Below are 21,074 nucleotides of genomic sequence, written 5' to 3'. Positions count from 1 at the left end.
TACCGTCCGCGTGTCATGCACGCCGGTCCGCGTGAGCGCCATGCCACACGGGGCCGCCTTGGGGGTGGTGGTCCGCCGATGGTTAAATTCTTCGGCGGTGCTCCATCACCAGCGACGACGCTCCCGTTCGGGGACGCGCGGCGGTGAACGCAGACCAGGACCACCGACACCGACGAAGGGGATAGAAGCAGTCGTGCTCCCGTCCAACAAGCGCACCAAGACCGGCGTCCTCCGCCACGGCGGAGCCTCCAGGGGAGTCTCAGCGTCGGCCGCGCTGGCCGGCCTGCTGCTGGCAGTGACCGCCTGCGGCAGCGACCAGGCCGTTCCGGACAGCGCCGCGCCGGAGGTTCCCGAGGGCCTGGAGTGCTTCTCCGGCAGCCTCTCGGGGGCCGGTTCCAGCGCCCAGGAGAACGCGATGACGACCTGGATCGCCGGTTACCAGTCCGCCTGCGACGACGCGCGCGTCTACTACAACTCGATCGGCTCGGGCGGCGGGCGCAGCCAGTTCATCGACGGCGCGGTGGCCTTCGCAGGTACCGACGCGGCGATGGACCCGGACGAGAACGCCGACGCCGGGGAGCGGTGCGGCGGCTCGGACGTGATCAACCTGCCCGCCTACGTGATCCCGATCGCGGTGGTGTTCAACCTGGAGGGCGTGGACTCGCTGAACCTGCGCCCGCAGACGCTGGCCAAGATCTTCGACCAGGAGATCACCCGGTGGAACGACCCCGAGATCGCCGAGGACAACCCGGACGCGGACCTGCCGGACATGGCGATCACCCCGGTCAACCGCTCCGACGACTCGGGCACCACGGAGAACTTCGCCAACTACCTCAGCGCTGCGGCGCCCGACGCCTGGCCACACGAGCCGAGCGGGCAGTGGCCGCTCACCCCGCGCGAGTCGGCGCAGGGCAACAGCGGTATCGCCGACACGGTCGAGCGGGCCGAGGGGTCCATCGGCTACGTGGAGATGTCGCACGTGCACGGCATGTCCACGGTGGACATCGGCGTCGGCGGCGAGTTCGTGGAGATCTCCCCCGAGGCCGCCGCCCAGGTGGTCGCCGAGTCCCCGCAGCGCGAGGACAACCCCAGCGAGTACGACCTGGCTCTGGACCTGAACTACGGCACGACCGAGGCGGGCAGCTACCCGCTGGTCCTGGTCAGCTACGAGGTCGTGTGCCTGGACTACCCCGACGACGGCCAGGCCGAGCGGGCCAAGTCCTTCCTGCGCTACGTGGTGAGCCCGGAGGGGCAGTCGGCCGCCTCCGAGGAGACCGGGTCGGCCCCGGTCAGCGACGCCCTGCGCGAGAAGCTCCTGGAGTCGATCGCCGCCGTCAGCTGAGCGGTTCCGCCCGCGCGGCGGCGACCCCGCGGTCCGGCCGGTCCCGGGCCGCCCGAACCGCGGGAACGGACGTCACGGGCACGCCGCCTCGGCGGCGTGCCCGTCGCACGCACGGCGTCGGGTACCTTGAGTACCGGCCGCATCGCCCTCGGTCATCCCCGGGATGCGGGGGCGCTCGGCGGGGTCCGCCCGCTCTCCGGGTCGATGTCTTCCCCCATCTGCCCGGTCGCGGTCGGACCCCGGGAGGCGGTCAGCCGCGCTCGCGGCGCAGCCTCCGGCGGGCCCGCGCCCATCCCGAGCGCAGCCAGCCGCCGGACCGCGCGGCGCCGGTGGGCTCCCGCCCCGTCTCGTGCTCCCGTGTGCCGCCCTCCCCCGCCGGGCGCTCCTCCGTCCCGGGCCTCGGGGAGGGGGCGGCCACCTCCGCCGGTTCGGGTTCGGTGCGCGGGGGCGGCGGCACCGAACGGTACAGCGACAGGTCGGTCAGCGTCTCCTCCCCGGCGTGGATCCGGTAGCGGCCGTGCAGGGCGGCGACCACGTCGCCCAGGTCCTCGTCCTCCTCGCGGACCCGCAGGGCCCGGGCCAGCGCGCGGGTGCGCCACAGCCGCACCCCGGCGTCGCGGGTGGGCGAGGCGGCCGGGAAGAGTTCGGTGAGCCCCGCGCGGGCGCGCTCGGCGCTGGCCAGCAGGCGCGACAGGGCCACCTGTCCCAGTCCCCAGGAGACCGGGACCTGGAGCAGGAACGGTGAGGGGAACCCGGTGCGGGGCGCGGACGTGGCGAAGGAGATCCGGGGTTCGCGCAGGTAGTTGGCCTGGATCAGCCGCAGGTCAAGATGGGGTCCGCCGATGTCGCGCCGGGCCCGGCCGTCCACCGCCCGCAGCCGCCGCGCCCCGTGCACGGCGGTGCCGCCCTCCTCGGCACCGTCCCAGTCGGCGACCAGGGTCAGGGCCAGGTCGGTCTCGGCGCTGTCCAGAAGCCGGTCCACGCAGCCGCGGACCAGGTCGTAGGGCGCACCGGAGACCTCGACCACGGCGTGCACGAGCGGGATGCGGCGCCGATGGGCCGGCACCCGCTCGCGGTAGGCGTGCGGGTGCGGCATGAACTCGGCGAGGACCTCGGTGCGGAAGCGTTCGGAGGGCAGCCGGGTGCGCGCGGTGCCCGCGCGGCCCACGTGCCAGCCGGTGGCGGCGGGTTCGGGCAGCAGGACGGCGCCCGCCTGCCAGAGGCGGTAGCCGAACTCGGTGTCCTGGCCCAGGTCGAGGTCGGGGTCCACTCCCCCGGCGGCCTCGTACAGGCTGCGGCGCACGGCCGCCGCAGCGCCGACGTAGGCGTGGAAGCCCAGGTGGTCGGCGTCGCGCAGGCCGTCGCTCCCGGTGAGGACGCGCTCGACCCACGCGTGGTGGCGGCCGGTGTCCAGGGCGGTGTGCAGGGCGTCGGTGCGTGCCAGGGCCAGGACGTCGGTGGGGCTCTGGGGCCCGGTGTCGGCGAAGCGGACCCGGCCGAGCGTGACGGCCTCGGCGTGGACGTGGTGCCAGCGCGCCTGGGCCTCGACGAACTCGCGGCACACCACCATGTCGGAGTCCATCCACAGCAGGACGTCACCGGTGCTGGAGTGGGCGCCGTAGGCGCGGGCGTACCCGGCGCCCCAGCCGCCGTCGGGGACGGTCAGGACGCGGCAGTGGGCGGGGCGCAGTTCGGGCAGGCGCAGCGCAGGAGAGGAGTGGTCGTCCACGACCACGACCTCCATCAGGTCCTCGGGGTAGGTCTGCGCGGCCAGTGAGGCCAGGGCGAGGTCGAGGCGGCGCTGCCCGCCGCGCGCCGGGATGACGACGCTGACCCGCAGGTCGGGGGTCCAGCGTCCGATGTCGGGCGGTGTCAGCGCACTCCAGTCGTTGCGGAAGACGCGGGTGAGGACGCGTTCCACCCGGCCACGGTGAGACACTCCGTCAACATGAGACCCTACGTGCTTATTCAGTGACACATAGTAACCATACCCTCGCTCGGCTCCACCGCGGAGGCCTTCGCCCATGTGTCAGGAAACGGGTCCGCGGCGAACGGACCGGGCACACGGACGGGAGCGCGCCGCACGGGTTCCGGCGGCGCGCCCCCGACAGCGGGTGCGCGGTCAGCGGTCCCGGCCGCCCTGCGCCCTGAGCATCCGGACGCCGAGGCAGACCACGCCCACGAGCAGGGCGGCCATCAGAAGCCAGATCAGGAGGCCGACCACCACGGACAGGAGCCAGAAGAAGGCGATGACGACCGCGACCGCGGCCGCGACCCTGAACACGAGACGTCCCATGGGCGGAAGAATACGCGGAGCGCACCGCCGGCCGGAACCCGCGGCCCCGCCCCGCTTCCGGGAAGGGCGCGCTGTTCGGCCCCCTCCGGCGCGGCCTTGCACCCACGGCGCGTCCGATGCGTCGGCACCGGCCGTGAGCACCAGGCCGTCGCGGGCCGCAGCCCTCGCGTCACACGGGCGACGGTTCAGGCCGGTCCGCTAGCCGACGCGGACGGCGACGGTGAAGACGCTGTCCCAGTAGGCGGCCAGGGAGACCTCCTCCAGCGGCTTGGACGGGTTGGAGCCGTGGATCATGTTGCCGTTGCCGGAGTAGATCCCCACGTGGCTGGGTGAGGACTCGCTGTAGAAGAACAGCAGGTCCCCGGGCTGGACCTCGTCGCGCGAGATCCGGGTGCCGGCGTTGACCTGGTCGTAGGTCGTGCGGGGCAGGTTGACCCCCGCCTGGGCCCACGCGGCCTGGACCAGGCCCGAGCAGTCGTAGCCGTCGGGGCCGGTACCGCCCCAGACGTAGGGCTTGCCGATCTGGGCGCGGGCGAAGTCCAAGACGGCCTGGACGTCGCCGGAGGCCGCGACGGCCTCGCCGCCGCCCGTGGAGGCCTCGGAGGCGGTCGGGTCCTGCCCGTCCAGGCTCTCCAGGACCTCGGACTGCTCGTCCAGGGCGGCCTCGCCCTCCTCCTTGGCCGTCTCGGCCTCGGAGAGCGCGGTGGAGGCGTCGGCCTCCGACTCGGCGGCCTGGTCCCGCAGGCCCTCGGCGCGCTCCACCTGGGCGACGTAGTCGTCCAGGACGGCGTCCTGACCCATGGACAGGAAGTTCAGGTCGGCGATGTTCTGCAGCGACGCGTCCGGGTCGCCCCGGAACAGGACCGTGAAGAGGCTGTGCGTGGACCCGGTGTAGGCGGTCTGGGCGATCCCGGCGACCGTGTCGGACATGGTCTCCAGTTCCTCCTGGGCCCTGGCGAGCTGCTCCTCGACCTCCTCCAGCTCGGCCTCGGCGGCCGCGTGGTCCTCCTCGGCCTGGTTGTAGGCCTCGTTCAGGGTCGAGAGCTCCTCCTGGAGCTGCTCGTAGCGTTCGCGGGCCTCCTCTGCGGTGGGCTCGGCGAAGGCCACGCCCGAGGACAGGACGACGGCGCCCAGGGTGGCGCAGCCGACCGTCGCGACACGGCGCCTGCTGCGCCTTCCGGGCTCGGGGTTGCGAGTCAAGGGACCGACTGCCTTTCTCCCACACCCGCCTACCAGCGCAGGGCATCCCGAGGACGCGCCCGGGTGAGGGCGCGTGGGAACGCGGTGAGGGGGATCCCGGCGGGCGGCGCTCGAGGGGGCCGAGGGAGGTGTGCCGGAGTTCTGCGTTGGCCTCTGCTCATGGGAAAGGACTGCTCGTGAGCGAGAGTGCGACGGAAACCGGACGCCGTCACCCTTGTGGTGACTAACGGGGGCGTTCCGGCCTGAGGGAACACTAATCCACCACCGGAACCGGTCGCGACCCTTTCGTTACCTCCCCTTGGGCAACCCTCTGACCAGCGGTTCCATAACAAGAGGGCCGAAAAGCCCGCCCGAGCGGGCGTGACGGGCACTATTTGTCCCCTTTGAGGACAACCCAAAACTGGGCAAAGCCCGCCAAAAAAGTGGTGTGTATCACGCGAACCACCGGAAGGGGGCGGGGACGGACCCCGCCCCGGCACGCGTCACAGGTGTCGCTGCCACCAGTCCAGGACCGCCTCGAAGCGGGCGACGCGGTGGCTGGGCAGGCCCGAGCGCGACAGCTCGTGCCCCTCAGCGGGGAAGAGCAGCATCTCCACCTCCCGGCCGCGCAGCTTCAACGCCACGAACAGGCGCTGCGCCTGCTCCACCGGGCAGCGCCAGTCCTCCTCGGAGTGGATGATCAGGAACGGGACGTGGATGCGGTCGGCGTAGGTGAGCGGACTCTCCTTGGCCCAGGTCTGCGGCGGCCCGTACAGCGGTCCGGGGAAGAACGAGCCGATGTCGGAGGAGCCGTGGAAGCTCTCGATGGCGTTGACCGCGCGCTCGCTGATCGCAGCCCGGAACCGCTCCCCGTGGTGGGCGGCGATCCAGGTGGTCATGAACCCGCCGTGGGACCCGCCCATGACGCCCACCCGCGAGGAGTCCAGCCGCTCGTCCTCCAGCGCCGCGTCCAGGAAGGCCAGCACGTCGATGGCGGTGGTCGCGCCCACCGAGCCGATGACGGCCCGGCCGTGCTCGTGCCCGTAGCCCGAGGAGCCGCGCGGATTGCACATCACCACGGCGTACCCGGCCGCGGCGTAGACCTGCGTCTCGTCGAAGAGCTGGTGGCCGTACTGGGCGAAGGGACCGCCGTGGATCATCAGCACCACCGGGTGCGGACCCTCACCCTCGGGCACGGTGACCCACCCGTGCACGGGGTAGCCGTCGGCGGTGTGGGCCGTCAGCTCCCTCATCGGCAGGGGGTCCAGGGCGCCGGCGAACTCCGTGAGCGCCCGTGTGCCCCCGTCGCCGACCACGACCAGTTCCCCGCTGCTGCGGCCGTCGGCTACCACAGCGACGGTGACGCCGCCCGCGCTGTCGAAGGACTGGACCTGCACCGGGCCGCCGACGACCGTCTCGGGCTCGCCGCCCCCGAAGGGCACCAGGACCAAGTCCACCGCGCCCCGGTTCTCCGCCAGGCCGAGCAGGCCGCGCTCGGTGGCCTTGGGGGCCCCGGCCATCCGCGGGTTCTGGGCGGGGGTCAGCCGGACGGGCGCCGCCGATGCGTCGGCGGGCACCGACCACAGGGCGCTGGTCTGACCCACGAAGTCGTCGAGGTCGGGGCCGAGCTCGTCACCGAGGAAGTAGACGGTGGCGCCGTCCCCGGAGAAGTCGCTCCCCGCGGCGTCCAGGTTCCCGGCCGTGACCCGGCGCGGCTCGGCGCCCTCCTCCGGAGCGCACGCCCACAGGTCCTCCACCAGGTCGGTGTCGCGGGTGGCGTGGCGCGCGGCGGCGAAGACCAGTTCGGCGCCGTCGGGTCTCCAGGTCACGGACCGGTGCTCGAAGTCGCCCCGGGTCACCCGGACCGGCTCCCCCGCCTCACCCGAGGGGTCCAGGGGCGCGGAGACGAACACGTGCGTGCGCCGGTCGTTGGCGAAGCCGAGGTCGTCCAGCCGGTACTTGAGCTGCGTGATGCGCCGGGGCGGCTCCTTGCCCGGCTCGCGGCCCACGTAGCGGTCGGCCTCGGGGACGCGCGCGGTGTAGGCGATCCGGGTGGAGTCCGGGCTCCAGCGGGGGGCGCCCGCGCCCAGCGGGTGGGAGGTGATCTTCCAGGGCTCGCCGCCGTCGGCGGGCAGGACGTGGATCTGCGGGCGCTTGTCCTCGTCGGGGCGCAGGAAGGCGATCCACCGACCGTCGGGGGAGAACACCGGGCCGTTGTCCCTGGTGCCCCGGGTGAGCCGGGCGGGCGGCGCGGAGCCGTCGGTGGGCACGGACCACAGGGAGCCCAGGTAGGCGTCCTCCTCCAGGTCCGGGCGGGTCACGGCGAAGACCGCGCGGCGGCCGTCGGGGGACAGGGTGGGCGCGCCGATGCTGTGCAGATGGACGATGTCAGCAGGTTTCATACAACGGATGGCCGTCCCGGCGCGGGGAGCGCCGTGACCGCCCCCTCCTTTTCGCTTGGCGGTGGACCCGTCGTTCGGGACCACCGCGTGCCGGGAACGGTCGGGCCGCGTCACGGACGCCGCCGTTCGAAGACGGGGTCAGCGCTCCGGTCCGGAGAACACCCCACGGGGACCTTATCCAGGCTCCTCACCGGAAATCCAGGTGCTCTCCGTGCAGCGGAACCCGCGTCCGCGCCGGGCCCGGGCGAGCGGAGGAGGCCCTCCCGGGGCCGGCGCGGCGGTCTCCGCCGGGACGCGGGCGTGGGCACCAGCGGGAGTATGATGGACGCCGGCCGGGCCGCGTGGGCCGCGGCCCGGTGTTCGTCCCGCGGCCCGGCGCGGCGGTCTCACCCGGTCGGCTCGACGGGCATCCCGCCCCGGCCGCGCACGGCGCCGTCGGTCTCCAGCCGGGTGCACACCCACCGGCCGTCCCCTCGGCGCTGGGCGCGGAAGGCGAACACCCGGGATCGGCGGTCGCAGCGGATCACGGCGTTGGCCTCCACACCGTCGGCGTCCACGGGCTGGTGGTAGACCTGTGTCAGCCGCGGCGCCAGCTCGCAGGAGACCGTGCCCCGCAGGCGGCGCAGCTCCTCGCGGACCGGGACGGTCACCTGGTCGCGCAGCGCCTCGGGGGTGCGGCGGCCGACCAGGACCTCGGCCACCCGCTGGGCCAGCATGTGGACGGGGCCGGGGGTGCGGTGGCCCGCCAGGAGCGGGGTCCCGCACCGGCGCACGGGAGTGTGGCGCGGCGGCAGGGGCGTGCGCGCGGGGGTGCGGACCGGCCGGTGGTACTCGGGGGCGCCGTGGGCGCACAGGGGGCGGGGGCAGGGGTGGCGGTGAGGGGTGTACGACATGAACAGGTCCCTTCCGGGAGGATGACGTTCCGCCTTCACCCTGCACAGAGGCGGCGCCGCCGTCCCCGTGCCAGCTGGCATTCCAGGTTTCGGGAATGTTCCGCCGCCCCCGGGCGCAGGGCGCACAGTCGCCCGAAACCGGCATACTGCATGCGTGACTTCCGCCTACCTCTCCTCCCCCGCACCCGTGGCCCTCGCCCACCGCGGCGGGTGGCTCCTCGACGACCAGGGCGTGCGCCGCACCGAACTGGAGAACACGGCCGCGGCCTTCCAGTACGCCGTCGACCTCGGCTACACGTACCTGGAGACGGACGTGCACGCCACAAGCGACGGCGTCCTCATGGCCTTCCACGACCCCACCCTGGACCGCGCCACCGACATGAGCGGTGCGATCGGGGACCTGCCGTACCGCGAGGTGGCCCGCGCCCGGGTGGCCGGACGCGAGCCGGTCCCGGTGCTGGAGGACCTGCTGGGGACGTGGCCGGAGGCGCGGTTCAACATCGACGTCAAGGCCGACGCCGCCGTCGTACCGATGCGTGAGGCGCTGCGCCGCACCAACGCCTGGGACCGGGTGTGCGTGGGCTCCTTCGACCAGCGCCGCCTGGACCGGGCCCGGCGGCTGTTCGACCGTCCCGTGGCCACCTCCTGCGGCCCCCTGGACGTGGCCCGGCTGCGGGCGGCCTCCCTGTCCCCGCTGCTGCGCTCCCTGGCCAGCCGGGTCCCCGTCTGCGCGCAGATCCCCCTGCGCCACGGCGCCCTCCCCCTGCTCAGCCGGGACCTGATCGCCACCGCGCACCGCCTGGGCATGCAGGTGCACGTGTGGACCATCAACGAGCCCGGGACGATGGAGCGCCTGCTCGACGCGGGGGTGGACGGCATCGTCACCGACAACACGAGCGCCCTCCGCGAAATCCTCTTGCGGCGGGGCCAGTGGCCCGGCGAAACCCCCTCCGCCTCCACCAGTACCTCCGGCGACTCCGGCGACTCCCCAACCGCCACCTCCGGCAACTCTCCCACCGACTCCCCCCAGCGGAACGGATAGCCCCATGGCCAGCACACCACCGGAGACGGACGCCACCGGCGCCCCCTCGGCCGACCCCGCGCAGCGCAGGCGCGAACAGCGCGGCTGGTACCTCTACGACTGGGCCAACTCGGTGTTCACCACCTCGGTGGTGACCGTGCTCATCGGCCCGTACCTGAGCAACCTGGCGTGCGTCTCGGCCGGAGCCCCGGACGCCGCGTCCTGTCTGGACCCCGCGCTGTCGGTCAGCCCGCTGGGCCTGGACTTCCTCTCACTGCACCCCAACGCGCTCTACCCGGCGCTGACCACGGTGGCGATCCTGCTCCAGATCCTGTGCCTGCCGATCGTGGGATCGATGGTCGACCACTCACGGCACAAGAAGCGGTGGCTGCTCTGGCTCGCCGTCAGCGGGTCGGCGTGCACGCTGGGGCTCTACTTCGCCACCGGCGGCTACCTGGTGGCCTCGGTGCTGTTCGTGCTGGCCAACCTGCTGTACGGGCTGGCGGGCGTGGTCTACAACGCGTTCCTGCCCGAGGTGGCCACGGCTGAGGAACGCGACCGGGTGTCGGTCACCGGCTGGGGCATCGGCTACCTGGGCGGGGCGCTGCTGCTGGCCGTCCACCTGGGCCTGGTGGTCGGCGCTCCGTCACTGGGCCTGGGCACGGACGACGCCGCGCGCATCGCCTTCGCCTCCTGCGGCCTGTGGTGGGCGGGGTTCACCGTCCTGGCGCTGCGGCCGCTGCGCGACCGCTACGGCGCCCTGGCGGCGCGCGCCCAGGGCCGCCCGAAGGTGGGACGGTCGCTGCGCCAGTTCGGACACACGCTCAAGGACATGCGCAAGTACCCGAACACGATTCTCTTTCTCCTGGCGTTCATCCTGTTCAACGACGGTGTGCAGGCGGCCATCCGCTACGCGGCCCCCTTCGCCACCCAGGATCTGGGGTTGGACGAGAACATCCTCATCGTCACCATCCTCATCATCCAGTTCGTGGCCTTCGGGGGCGCCTTCCTCACCGGTCGGGTCGCACGGGTCCTGGGCACCAAGAACACCGTGCTGGCCACGCTCGCGGTGTGGAGCTCGCTCGTGGCGGCGGCCTACTTCCTCCCGGTCGGGAACGTGCCGCTGTTCGTGGCCATGGGCGTGGGCATCGGCCTGGTGCTGGGCGGCACCCAGTCGCTGGCCCGGTCTCTGTACTCCCAGCTCATCCCCCGTGGGCGCGAGGCGGAGTACTTCAGCCTGTACCAGATCTCGGACAAGGGATCGAGCTTCCTGGGATCGCTGACCGTGACCGTGGCCGTCTCGCTCACCGGCGGCTACCGGATGGCGATCCTGTCGCTGATCGTGTTCTTCGTCATCGGCGGTCTGCTGCTGTGGCGCACGCGCATGCGCGAGGGGATCCTGGCGGTGGGCAACGAGGTGCCGCGCAACCTGTAGATCGTTGGGCCGCTGGAGTGCGGGGCCGTGGGACTGCCGACTGCCGACTGCCGACTACGGACTGCGGGGCCGTAGTGGCGCTGACGTGCGGACGCGTTCTGAGTCGGTGGTCATAGGTGTTGAGGAGGCATGGAGTGTCGTCTCCTAGGGGCGGCTACGTTTTCCACAGGTGGGAATTGGGGCTGTTCGTGGGTGGTGCGGTGATGGTTTCCTGGAAATAGGGGGGATCCCACCCAGTAAGCTTTTCGGCATGCCCTCAAGCACCCAGCAATCAATAAGGATAATGAATTAATGGGCAGGAAGGGGACGTCCACAGGTTTCTCCCCTACCCGTTTCTTGGCGGGGGTTTTGGCGGCAACGAAAGCGCGCCAGCTTCTGCGAAAGGGCACGGACGGCGGGGAACGGCCGGGGCCGGATGGAGGGTGTGGGCGACCGACGAAAACCGGCACCAAAGGCAGGAGCGACCACCGGAGGTCGACCAACGCCCAGGTGTAGGGATGGTCGGGCTCTGCTGCGTCGGCACCAACAGCAAGCGGACCCTCCGGCCTCGGGCAACGATCCCGGCCCCTGCGGTTGGGGCGGGCGACGGCAACACCAATGCCAGCCGTCATTCCAGGTGCGCATTTTCGGACACCTTTTGAGTGCGCCTTAAATATGGAGCCCCAATGAGGATCGGGCCCCAGAAAGAAAGACTTCATATTCGCTCTGTGAATGGTGGAGGAAAGGGCGGGTGCTGGCCTATAATAAGAAGTATGGAGATGATGATCGCAGCGCCCGAGTCGGCTCCCGGGGGATGTTCCCCGGCCGTGGCCGCGCTGGCCGGTGCGCGCGAGATCATCGACCGGGCGTTGAACACCGAGGTCCCGCCCGGGGCGGACGAGGCGGCCGCTGAGGAGATCGCGGCGCTGTGGGCCCAACTGGACCAGATCCGCTACCGGGCTCTGGCGCGGATGGCGCGTTTGTACGCGCGTGGTGCGGTGGCCCGCTACAGCGGTTACGCCACGTTGGACAAGTGGATCACCCATCGGTGCAAGGTCCCTACCGCCCAGGCCAAGGATTTGGCGCGTCTGGCCCAGCACGTGCACGAGGAAACCCTGCCCGCCACGGTGGAAGCGGTGGAGAAGGGGCGGGTGGTGTTGGGTGAGGCGGTGGTGATCGCCAAGGCCACCGACAAAGCCGTCCAGGCCCGTGACGAGGACCATTTCCCCGATCAGGGGGAGTACCGGCAGGGGTTCGAGTCGGCTCTGGTGGCGGCGAAGGCGGAGCGGCCCGCGTTGTCGGTCAACCAGCTCCAGTCGGTGGCCCGTCAGGTCGCGCATCGTTTGGACCCCCACCGTTTGGACCGCGACCACGAGGCGGCTCATGCCGCACGCGGCCTGACGGTCCATGACACGTTCCAGGGCAGCTACCAGTTGCAGGCCTGGGGCGGATCCGGGGATGCGTTGGTCGTGCGCGCGGCCATCGACACCTTCACCGCCCCACCTTCGGAGGAGGACACGCGCAGTCGTTCGCAGCGTGAGCACGACGCGCTGATCGCGGCGCTGCGTTTTGCCACCACCCACACCGGATGCGGCAACACTCCCGCCCCGCTGGCGCAGATCCGCATCGTCGTACCCGTACAGACCTACCTGGACGCTCAAGGTCAGGAAGTTCCGGCGCTGGACGAGCACGGCCGAGTGATCCCGGTCGGGCTGGTGCACGAGTTGGCCGCCGATTCTGAGGTGGTGCGGATGCTCACCGCCCCACCCACCGGGCAGGTGCTGGACGTGGGGCCCGGTCGACGGTTGGCCTCAGCGCGGCAACGGGCGGCCGCCTTCCACGGGCACACCACCTGCGCCCACCCGGGCGGGTGTGAGGTACCGGTGGCGTTGTGCCAGGCCGATCACGTGCGGTCGTTCTCCCGGGGCGGGCGCACCGTGGTGGCGAACCTGCAACCGTTGTGCGGGCCGCACAACCGGGCCAAGTACCAACGCGAACTACGCACACACCAGCAGAGGAAACGGCACCATCCGCCCGACAGGATTCCGGTTCCACCGCCCCGGGAATGACCCCCGGGTCGTGCCGGTCCCCGGCATGTCCGTGTCCGGCACGCCCGCGCCCGACAGGCGGCCCGGGCCCCGCGCCCACCCTCGTCGCTGCCACCGTCGCCCACCCCACCCCAGGGGCCGGTAGCGCTGCCCGAGGCCCGCCAGCCCCACCGCCTTCGCTGCCAACGCAGCAGAGCCCCACCACCCCCGAACCCCCACCGTTGGACGCCATCCCGCAGCAGAACCCCCAGCAGAACCCGCAGCAGCGCCCATGACAGCGCCATGGCCGCACCCATGGCCGCTCGACGGGCTCCCAGACAAGAACCTGACACTGGGCGAGATGTGTTCCTCCCCAGCTCGCGTCACGGTCTGTCGTCCTCCCCGGCCATACTGGGGCCGATGATCGGCGAGGACGCGGGAGGTGCGGTGCGGGTTCTGCACGGCGTGTGGGCCGGGGACGCGCTGGCGGTGTGGGCCGAGTCCGTTCCCTCCACCCCGCCCCCGGACGAGACCGCCGTCTGCGCACCACCCCCGGCAGAGCGCGCCCACGGCCGGGCGCGCCCGCACCCGTTCGCCCTGGAGGCCCACGCGCTGCGCGCGCTCCTGTCGGACGCGGGGCTCAGGGTGGACACGGGAACCGAAACCGGCGCGGTCACGCACGGAACCCTGGACCTGTCCCTGCCCGGGGACACCTCCGCCCCCTTCTCCTCCACACGCGCACCCGGCGCCGCCCCGGCCGCCTTCCACCCCTGGCGGGTGCCCGCCCTGCGGCTGGACGCCGCATCCGCCGAGGCCCTCCTGGCCACACCCGCAGGCGACATCCCCGACACCGCTTCCGGACCCTCAATGGCCCACCTGCGCGCGATCCGCGACTTCGCCGAACTCCTGGTCGCCTCCGGGTGCGTACTGCCCGACCTGGTGGGCGACCCCGGCCGGGCCCGCTGGCGGCCCGCACCGCTGGACTGGGCGGAGGAGCACCTGTCGGCGCTCACCGGCGCCCTGCCGCCCTCCGCCCGCGCCCACCTTCCCGGGGAGCCGCCCGACGCTGTCGCCCGGGCCTGCGTGCTCGCACCCCTGGAACTGCTCACTGACGCGGCGGCACGCCGCCTGGCGCGTTCCCGCCGCGCTCACCGAGCCCGGACCGGCCCGGCACGGACCGCCGACGACGGGGAGGCCCCCGGTCAGCGGCTGGCCGCCGCGCTCACCGGCGACCCGCGCGGGATCGACACCGAGACCGCCGCCCGGCTGCGCGGGCCCCTGCGCGAGTGGCGTTCGCGGGTGCGCGGTGCGGGGCGGGCGGTGCTGCTGTTCCTGCTGCGCGAACCGGACCGCGCGGGGCCGTGGACGCTGGAGTTCTGGGTGCGCTCGGTCAGCGACCCCGGCCTTCGCCTGCCCCTGGAACAGGTGTGGCAGGGCGAGGGCGCCGCCTGGCTGCCGGCCGACGTGGGCGCCACCGCCCTGGCCGACCTGCGCCGGGCCGCGCGCCACCACCCGCCGCTGCGCCGCGCGCTGCGCGACCTGGCCCCGGCCCGGCTGATGATGGGCACCGAGGACGCCGAGCGGTTCGTCGCCGAGGGGGCCGCCCGGCTGAGCGGTGCCGGGTTCGGGGTGGTCCTGCCCGAGTGGCGCGGCAGGCCCGCGCTGGGCCTGCGGGTGGCGGTCGAGGAGGCGCCCCGCAGACGCGGGGGCGGCGGGGTGGGCCCCTCCCAACTGGTCAACGTGTCCTTCGAGGCACTGCTCCGGGGGCGCGACGGCGAGGAGTCCGTACCGCTCGGCGAGGACGAGCTGGCCGAACTCGCCGAGCTGGCCCGCCTCAAGCGTTCGCTGGTGCGCGTGCGCGGCCGGTGGCTGGAGGTGGACCCCGAGCGGATCAGCGCCACCCTGGACCTGGTCAAACGGCGCGGCGGCCACTGGATGCGCACCGACGAGGCGCTGCGCACGGCCATCGGGGTGGAGGGCACCGCCCCCCTGCCGGTGACCGACGCGGTCGCCTCCGGTCCGTTGGGCGCGCTGCTGGACGGGGGCGCCAAGGCCGAGCCGCGCCCGATGGGCACGCCGTCCGGCTTCCAGGGTTCGCTGCGCCCCTACCAGGACCGGGGCGCGTCGTGGCTGCGCTTCCTGGGCGAGCTGGGCCTGGGCGCGGTCCTGGCCGACGACATGGGGCTGGGCAAGACCGTGCAGCTGCTGGCCCTGCTCACCGACGAGCGGCTGCGCGAACCCGCGCCGGGGCCGACCCTGCTGGTGTGCCCGGTCTCGCTCGTGGGCAACTGGCGCCGCGAGGCCGAGCGGTTCGCGCCCTCGCTGCGGGTGCACGTCCAGCACGGCCCGGACCGGCCCTCGGGCAACGCTCTGGCCCGTCTGGTGGGCTCGTGCGACCTGGTCGTCACCACCTACGGTGTGGTCACCCGTGACAGCGAGGAGCTGGCGGGCATGCCCTGGCACCGGGTGGTGTGCGACGAGGCGCAGGCGCTCAAGAACCACGGCACCCGGCAGGCGCGTGCGGTGCGGTCGCTGCCCGCGTCCACGCGGATCGCGCTCACCGGGACCCCGGTGGAGAACAACCTGGGCGAGCTGTGGTCGGTGATGGAGTTCGCCAACCCGGGGCTGCTGGGCACGGCGGCGGCCTTCGAGCGGGCGGTCGAGGGCGAGGAGGGGCCCGACACCGCGCTGGTGCGCCGCATGACCGGGCCGTTCGTGCTGCGCCGCCTCAAGACCGACCGGTCGATCATCTCCGACCTGCCCGAGAAGCTGGAGATGCGCACCTGGTGCACGCTCACCCCGGAGCAGGCCTCGCTGTACAAGGCGGTGGTGGACGAGATGGGCGAGCGGCTGGCCGAGGCGACCGAGAAGGAGCGCAAGGGGCTGGTGCTGGCGACGATGTCGAGGCTCAAGCAGATCTGCAACCACCCGGCGCAGTTCCTGGGGGACGGTTCGGCGCTGTCGGGGCGCTCGGGCAAGCTGGAACGGGTGGAGGCGATCCTGGCCTCGGCCGCGGCAGACGGCGACAAGGCCCTGTGCTTCACCCAGTACGCGCGCTTCGGGGAGCGCTTGGCCCCCTACCTGCGTTCGCGTCTGGGGGTGCCGGTGCTGTGGCTGCACGGGGGCACGCCGCGGGCGGAGCGGGAGGAGATGACGCAGCGCTTCCAGGAGATGGAGGGTCCCGCGGTGTTCCTGCTCTCGCTCAAGGCCGCCGGGACGGGGCTGAACCTCACCGCGGCCAACCACGTGGTGCACGTGGACCGCTGGTGGAACCCGGCGGTGGAGAACCAGGCCACCGACCGGGCGTTCCGGATCGGCCAGCGGCGGGACGTGCAGGTGCGCAAGATGGTGTGCGTGGGCACGGTCGAGGAGCGGGTGGACGAGATGATCGAGCGCAAGAGCGCGCTGGCCGACGGCGCCGTGGCCACAGGCGAGGCGTGGCTGACCGGGTTGTCGGTGCGGGACCTGCGCGAGGTCGTGCGGCTTTCACCGGAGGCGGTGGCCGAGTGAGCGCGTGGTCGCCGCTGTTCGCGCGGGCCCTGGGGGAGCCGGGCCGGGCCGCCGGGAGCGCGCGGGTGGAGCGGTTGTCGGTGCGTCCGGGCGAGGTCACGGGGCGGGTGCGCGGCCCGGGCGCGCACGAGGTGAGCCTGATCCGCACGGTGCCGCCGGAGGCAGAGTGGGAGCGCCTGTGCGCCGCGCTGGCCTCCCAGCCGGTGTTCCGCGCCCGGGTCCTGGCCGGTGAGCTGCCGGTGGCGGCGGCCCGGGTGTTCTCGTTGCTGGGGTGGGACCTGGTGCCGAGCGGGTGGGACGCGCTGGTGGCGACCTGCTCCTGTGACCGATGGGACGCCAGGTGCGCGCACCTGGTGGCGGCGGTGGCGGAGCTGGGTGCCGAGGCCGACCGCGACCCGTTCGTGCTGATCCGGTGGCTGGGCCGGGAGCGGCGCGCGCTCGTGGCCCAGGTCAAAGCGTTTTCCACGGCCACCGCAAAAGGATTTTCGGGCGAAGAGCCGACAATCGGGGAAAATGACGGAGAAGCGGCAGTGGATACCGCCGCCGAACCGACTCCCACGGCGGGCGGGGCGGATCCCGGCTCGGCCGCCGCGTTCTGGTCCGCGCCGCCGCTTCCCGCCCGGCCGAGTCCTCCGGAGGGCTCCGGCGAGCGCGTCATGGCCGCGGCTCCCGGGATCGTGGCCGATGATCTGCCCGGTTTCGGACAACCGCGAACAGGGACCGGAACGTGAGCGTATAGGACACCGAATACGTACTTCGAACTTTGTTGTGGAAAACTCCACAAGGCCGTGGGATCACGGTTACCATTCGGCCAGAGAACTCGCCTCGTCACTTCTTCGGATGGGTATCCTTCATGGCCGATCACTTCCCCCCCAACATCGACATGGAAACCCCCAGCATCGCACGCATGTACGACTACCTCCTGGGGGGAAAGGACAACTTCGAGGCCGACCGCAAGGCCTGTGAAGCGATCGCGGACGGCGTCCCCGAACTGGTCGCCTTCGCCAACGACAACCGCGCCTACCTCTCGCGCGCGGTGGAGCACGTGGCGGCCCAGGGGGTGGAGCAGTTCCTCGACCTGGGGGCAGGGCTGCCCACCGCCAACAACACGCACCACGCGGCCCAGCAGGCCAACCCGCGGGCCCGGGTGGTCTACGTCGACCACGACCCCATCGTGCTCGCGCACGGCCGGGCGCTGATCAGCGACAGCGGGCAGACCTCGTTCCTGCTGGCCGACATCCGCGAGACCGACGAGATCCTGAACTCCCCGGAGACCACCAGGCTCATCGACACCGACCTGCCCGTGTGCGTGATGCTGGTCTCGCTGCTGCACTGCATCCCCGACGACAGCGACCCCTTCGGCATGGTGCGCGCCCTCATGGACCGCCTGGCCCCGGGGTCGTGCCTGATCTCGTCCCACATCGTCTCCGACGACCCGGCCTCCGCCGCGTGGATGACCGACAAGATCCTGTCCTTCGGCACCCCCTGGGGCCGGGTGCGCAGCCCCGAGGAGGCCTCGGCGGTCTTCGACGGCCTGGAGCTGGCCAGCCCCTGGATCGACGGGCGCGACGGGGGCCCCCGCGCGGTGGACTGCGCCACCTGGCGCCACCCGGAGACCGACCCCGTCTACCGCCCCGCCGATCCCAAGATCAAGCTGTGGGAACTGGCGGGCGTGGCCTTCAAGCGCTGATCCGGCGGCCAGGCGCGCCGGGGCCCGTACCCGACCGGGTGCGCCCGGGTGGAGGACCCCGGTCGGCGTCGGGCCGCAGACCCCGGGCCGGGTGCGCGGGGGCGCTGGTCAGCGCACGACCCTGACCAGCGCTCCTCACCACTACCCGTCCTGTCGGGCGAAGACCTCCTGGGCGGTGCCGAAGGGCCGGTTCGCGGCGGGCAGCCCGCAGTAGACGGCGGTCTGGAGGATCACCCCGCCGATCTCGTCGGGCTCCCAGCCCCTTGCGCAGGGCGGCGCGCCCGGCTTCACGATCCGTGGCGGTCCTCGGACGCGAAGTGCTGGATGAGCAGGGTGTTGACCTCGGCGCCGCGCTGCCAGGACAGCAGGTGCGCGGCCTCCTCCAGGACCACCAGGCGGGCGTCGGGCACGCGCTCGGCGATCAGCTCGGCGTTCCCGGCGGGCGGCGTGGAGGCGTCGTCGGCCCCGGCGACGACCAGCGTGGGCGCGCTGATCCGGTGCAGGTCCTCGCGCACGTCGTGGGTCCCGATGGCCTCGCAGCAGCCCGCGTACCCCTCCGGCGCGGTGGCGGCGACCTGGTCCCGCAGCACGGCGACCTCGGCCGGGCGTTCCTCGGCGAAGGCCGGGGTGAACCAGCGCTCCACCACCGAGTCCGCCACGGCCCCGGTGCCCTCGGCGCGCACCAGCGCGGCGCGGTCCCGCCAGTTGCGGGCCGGGCCCATGTGGGGGGAGGTCGCCAGCAGGGCCAGGCGGTCGACGCGTTCGGGGTGGTGGACGGCCAGCCACTGGCCGACCATGCCGCCGATGGACAGTCCCGCGTAGTGAACGCGTTCGAGGCCCAGCCGGTCCATCAGCGCGATGACGTCGCCGCCCAGGTCGGCCATGCTGTAGGGCCCCCGGGGGACGGGTGAGTCGCCGTGTCCGCGGTGGTCGAAGCGGATCACCCGGAAGACGGTCGAGAGTGCCTCGACCTGCGGGTCCCACATCCGCGTGGTGCTGCCCAGGGAGCCGCCGAGCAGCAGGGGCGGCGCGTCGGCCGGACCGCTCTCGGTGTGGTGCAGGTCAACGCTCATCGGATCCTCGTGCTCCTTCGTCTTCGCCGGTGGTCCGCGTGCGGCCGGTGTCCGCCGTGGGACCGTCGCCTCCCCGCGGACGTTACCCGCCGCGCGCTCGGTCCCCGCGACCCGGTGCCCTCCTCGGGTCTGGTGTGGGCCGCCTTCGCCGGTCCTACCCGATCCGGCACCGGTGACCCGGTCGGTGAACACCGGAGCCGAGCCCGGCTACCCGGCCGGGTCGGGCAGCGCGCGGACCCGCTCACCGCCGCGGACCCCGTCGAGGCGTCGGGTGAGGGCCCCGGCCGGAGTCCACGGCCTCCCGGCAGGCGTCGGCGACCAGGCGGTGGGCCTCCGCTCGGTCGGATTCGCCGGTGACGGGGCGGGTTGGAGCACGGCGGGGTCGGCGGTCACCCGCACCGGACCGGCGCCGTGCAGGCCCGGGCGCTCGCGGCCGCCGGGGCCAGGGCCAGGGCCAGGACTGGGCGGAGCGGCAACGGAGCCCGGCCAGAGGGGAGTCCGGTCAGTTCACCGGTTCGCCGCGTCGCCAGCTCTCGTGCTTCGCGCGCATCTCCTCGGTGTCGTTGAGGCGGGGGAAGGGCTCGTCGGGGACGTCGGCGCCCAGGAAGGCGCACAGGCGCTCCCACCCTCCCCAACCCGGTACACCAGCAACCGGTCGGCCGGGACCTCCGCGACCACGCGGGCCGTGTGCCGCTCGAAGGTTTCCACCGCGGTCGCCTCGTCGGGGATCTCGCCGGGCGGCACACCGAAGTGCGCGAGCCACATGCGTTGGAGTAGGAGCTCGATCGTGTCCATCTGGGGCGGTACCCCCGCCACACCGGGGTCGGTCCCGATCTCGCGCACCATCTCGAAGATGGTCGCGCGCATGCTCTCGTACCACCGGTGCGGGTCGCGGACGGTGAGCAGGACCCTCGCGTTCGGAAAGACCTCGACGAGCTCGCCCCAGAAGAAGGACAGCGGCCAGTCCACGCCCGAGCGCCAGCCCTCCAACAGGCGGGTCCAGTCCACCTCTCCGGCCGGCGTGTCCGTGATCGCGGCCCAGCGGCCCGCGAGTTCGGCGGAGGCCATCACCTCGGACATGTGGTGGCAGGGGCCGAAACCGAGCCGTTCCAGCGCCGCCTTCACCGACGTCGTTCCGGTGCGCGGGAAGCCCGCTCCGATCACGTCCACCTTCGTCCCCCTCTGTCGTCCCAGGGTTCGGCGCCCAGAGCAGGCCCACCTCTGATCACTCTCCGTTCTAGCACGCACACACTGGGCATGGGGGGCGTCTTCCGGTATCCGGACGGCGGCGGTCCGGCGATGCACCCGTGAACGGGCCCCGCCGCTCCGTCCGACGGGTGTGAGAACCTTTGCGGGGGCCGCGGCCGGCCGCCCCCGCAACCGAACCGGGAAGAGCAGATGCCGACCGAAGAAGAAGAGGCCCGCGGCGCCCACTTCGTGCAGTCCCTGGAGCGCGGCCTGACGGTCATCCGCGCCTTCTCCGCCGAGCGGCGCTCCATGACTCTCAGCGAGGTCGCGCGCGAGACCGACCTGACCCGCGCCGCCGCGCGCCGTTTCCTGCTCACGCTGGTGGACCTGGGCTACGTGCGCACCGACGGCAGGCTGTTCTCGCTCACACCCCGCGTGCTGGAGCTGGGTTACGCCTACGTGGCCTCCGCCGGGCTGCCCGACGTGGCCCAACCCCACCTGGAGGACCTGTCCGCCCGGGTACACGAGTCCGCCTCGGTGTCGGTGCTGGAGGGAGACGACGTGCTCTACGTGGCGCGTGTGGCGACCTCGCGAATCATGGCGGTGGCCGTCCGGGTGGGCACCCGCTTCCCGGCCTCGGCCACCTCGATGGGCCGGGTGCTGCTGGCCGGGCACGACGACCGGAGCCTGGACGCCTACCTCGCGCGGGTGGAACTGGCCCCGCTGACCCGGTTCACCATCACCGACCCGGCCCAACTGCGCGCCGAGCTGGAGCGGGTGCGCGAGCAGGGGTACGCCATCGTCGACCAGGAACTGGAGGAGGGCCTGCGCTCGCTGGCCGCGCCCATCCGCGACGGGTCGGGCCGGGTGATCGCGGCCGCCAACGTGTCCGCCCACGCCAACCGGGCCTCGATCGAGGACGTGCGCCGCGACCTGCTGCCCGCGCTGCTGGAGACCACCGCGCGCATCGAGGCCGACCTGGTCTCTGTGGCGCGCCGCGACGCGGGCTCCTGAGCCTGTCCCCTCCTTCCGGTTCCCG

Annotated in this window: 15 protein-coding genes and 1 pseudogene; 8 read left to right on the top strand and 8 right to left on the bottom strand. The window is 72.9% G+C overall.

Annotated elements, in window-relative coordinates:
• Window positions 1-193: 193 nt before the first annotated feature.
• Complete coding sequence (pstS, locus tag KGD83_RS14205; protein ID WP_212639673.1) at window positions 194-1,342, top strand: phosphate ABC transporter substrate-binding protein PstS; 1,149 nt, start codon at window positions 194-196, stop codon at window positions 1,340-1,342.
• A 250-nt stretch (window positions 1,343-1,592) separates the two neighbouring features.
• On the opposite strand, the gene KGD83_RS14200 is transcribed toward pstS, so the two are convergent.
• From KGD83_RS14200 to KGD83_RS14180, 5 genes are all read right to left on the bottom strand, one after another.
• Entirely contained in the window at window positions 1,593-3,263 is a 1,671-nt protein-coding gene (locus KGD83_RS14200; RefSeq protein ID WP_212639672.1) for a glycosyltransferase, read from the bottom strand.
• Window positions 3,264-3,464: 201 nt separating this feature from the next.
• The gene (locus tag KGD83_RS14195; protein WP_212639671.1) at window positions 3,465-3,638 is read right to left on the bottom strand and encodes a hypothetical protein; all 174 of its coding nucleotides are present in this window, start codon (window positions 3,636-3,638) and stop codon (window positions 3,465-3,467) included.
• A gap of 198 nt (window positions 3,639-3,836) precedes the next feature.
• Window positions 3,837-4,838, bottom strand: a complete 1,002-nt coding sequence (locus KGD83_RS14190) for a C40 family peptidase (RefSeq protein WP_212639670.1) — start codon at window positions 4,836-4,838, stop codon at window positions 3,837-3,839.
• A 482-nt stretch (window positions 4,839-5,320) separates the two neighbouring features.
• Window positions 5,321-7,219: a S9 family peptidase gene (locus tag KGD83_RS14185; protein WP_212639669.1), complete on the bottom strand. Its 1,899-nt coding sequence runs from the start codon at window positions 7,217-7,219 to the stop codon at window positions 5,321-5,323.
• A gap of 386 nt (window positions 7,220-7,605) precedes the next feature.
• A complete protein-coding gene (locus tag KGD83_RS14180; RefSeq protein ID WP_212639668.1) occupies window positions 7,606-8,112 on the bottom strand; it encodes an Rv3235 family protein in 507 nt (168 codons plus the stop codon).
• A gap of 154 nt (window positions 8,113-8,266) precedes the next feature.
• On the opposite strand from KGD83_RS14180, the gene KGD83_RS14175 reads away from it, so the two are divergent.
• The 6 genes from KGD83_RS14175 to KGD83_RS14150 all read left to right on the top strand — a co-directional run bounded on the left by KGD83_RS14175 (window position 8,267) and on the right by KGD83_RS14150 (window position 17,774).
• The gene (locus KGD83_RS14175; RefSeq protein ID WP_212639667.1) at window positions 8,267-9,154 is read left to right on the top strand and encodes a glycerophosphodiester phosphodiesterase; all 888 of its coding nucleotides are present in this window, start codon (window positions 8,267-8,269) and stop codon (window positions 9,152-9,154) included.
• Window positions 9,155-9,158: 4 nt separating this feature from the next.
• The gene (locus KGD83_RS14170) at window positions 9,159-10,568 is read left to right on the top strand and encodes an MFS transporter (protein WP_212644199.1); all 1,410 of its coding nucleotides are present in this window, start codon (window positions 9,159-9,161) and stop codon (window positions 10,566-10,568) included.
• Window positions 10,569-11,329: 761 nt separating this feature from the next.
• On the top strand, window positions 11,330-12,616 hold the full coding sequence (locus tag KGD83_RS14165; RefSeq protein WP_212644423.1) for an HNH endonuclease signature motif containing protein: 1,287 nt from the start codon (window positions 11,330-11,332) through the stop codon (window positions 12,614-12,616).
• 378 nt (window positions 12,617-12,994) lie between these two features.
• Window positions 12,995-16,084 (top strand): SNF2-related protein, encoded by a 3,090-nt coding sequence (locus KGD83_RS14160; RefSeq protein WP_394358110.1) that lies wholly within the window; start codon window positions 12,995-12,997, stop codon window positions 16,082-16,084.
• Window positions 16,081-16,815, top strand: coding sequence for an SWIM zinc finger family protein (locus KGD83_RS14155; protein ID WP_212644198.1), 735 nt, complete (start codon window positions 16,081-16,083; stop codon window positions 16,813-16,815). Before KGD83_RS14160 ends, KGD83_RS14155 begins: the two co-directional genes overlap by 4 nt.
• A gap of 122 nt (window positions 16,816-16,937) precedes the next feature.
• Window positions 16,938-17,774: an SAM-dependent methyltransferase gene (locus KGD83_RS14150; RefSeq protein WP_212644197.1), complete on the top strand. Its 837-nt coding sequence runs from the start codon at window positions 16,938-16,940 to the stop codon at window positions 17,772-17,774.
• A 141-nt stretch (window positions 17,775-17,915) separates the two neighbouring features.
• Here KGD83_RS14150 and KGD83_RS14145 read toward each other — a convergent pair whose 3' ends face one another.
• From KGD83_RS14145 to KGD83_RS14135, 3 genes and pseudogenes are all read right to left on the bottom strand, one after another.
• Window positions 17,916-18,065, bottom strand: a complete 150-nt coding sequence (locus tag KGD83_RS14145; RefSeq protein ID WP_212644196.1) for a carboxymuconolactone decarboxylase family protein — start codon at window positions 18,063-18,065, stop codon at window positions 17,916-17,918.
• Complete coding sequence (gene pcaD / locus KGD83_RS14140) at window positions 18,062-18,847, bottom strand: 3-oxoadipate enol-lactonase (protein ID WP_212644195.1); 786 nt, start codon at window positions 18,845-18,847, stop codon at window positions 18,062-18,064. The genes KGD83_RS14145 and pcaD overlap by 4 nt, the downstream gene beginning before the upstream one ends.
• Window positions 18,848-19,349: 502 nt before the next feature.
• Window positions 19,350-20,017: pseudogene (locus KGD83_RS14135) on the bottom strand (sulfotransferase family protein).
• 228 nt (window positions 20,018-20,245) lie between these two features.
• Here KGD83_RS14135 and KGD83_RS14130 point away from each other — a divergent pair.
• Complete coding sequence (locus tag KGD83_RS14130; protein ID WP_212644194.1) at window positions 20,246-21,049, top strand: IclR family transcriptional regulator domain-containing protein; 804 nt, start codon at window positions 20,246-20,248, stop codon at window positions 21,047-21,049.
• Window positions 21,050-21,074: the final 25 nt, after the last annotated feature.

Origin of the sequence: Nocardiopsis akebiae (assembly GCF_018316795.1) — a bacterium.
In the GTDB taxonomy this organism is placed as follows: Bacteria; Actinomycetota; Actinomycetes; order Streptosporangiales; family Streptosporangiaceae; genus Nocardiopsis; species Nocardiopsis dassonvillei.
Note: the sequence above shows the minus strand (reverse complement) of the source record. Positions and strands in the feature narration are given on the sequence as shown.

What these genes read in the sequence shown, in the direction of transcription:
- KGD83_RS14195 (WP_212639671.1), bottom strand. Translation starts at nt 3,638, where the DNA reads ATGGGACGTCTCGTGTTCAGGGTCGCGGCCGCGGTCGCGGTCGTCATC.
- KGD83_RS14185 (WP_212639669.1), bottom strand. Translation starts at nt 7,219, where the DNA reads ATGAAACCTGCTGACATCGTCCATCTGCACAGCATCGGCGCGCCCACC.
- KGD83_RS14180 (WP_212639668.1), bottom strand. Translation starts at nt 8,112, where the DNA reads ATGTCGTACACCCCTCACCGCCACCCCTGCCCCCGCCCCCTGTGCGCC.
- KGD83_RS14170 (WP_212644199.1), top strand. Translation starts at nt 9,159, where the DNA reads ATGGCCAGCACACCACCGGAGACGGACGCCACCGGCGCCCCCTCGGCC.
- KGD83_RS14165 (WP_212644423.1), top strand. Translation starts at nt 11,330, where the DNA reads ATGATCGCAGCGCCCGAGTCGGCTCCCGGGGGATGTTCCCCGGCCGTG.
- KGD83_RS14160 (WP_394358110.1), top strand. Translation starts at nt 12,995, where the DNA reads ATGATCGGCGAGGACGCGGGAGGTGCGGTGCGGGTTCTGCACGGCGTG.
- KGD83_RS14150 (WP_212644197.1), top strand. Translation starts at nt 16,938, where the DNA reads ATGGCCGATCACTTCCCCCCCAACATCGACATGGAAACCCCCAGCATC.
- pcaD (WP_212644195.1), bottom strand. Translation starts at nt 18,847, where the DNA reads ATGAGCGTTGACCTGCACCACACCGAGAGCGGTCCGGCCGACGCGCCG.
- KGD83_RS14130 (WP_212644194.1), top strand. Translation starts at nt 20,246, where the DNA reads ATGCCGACCGAAGAAGAAGAGGCCCGCGGCGCCCACTTCGTGCAGTCC.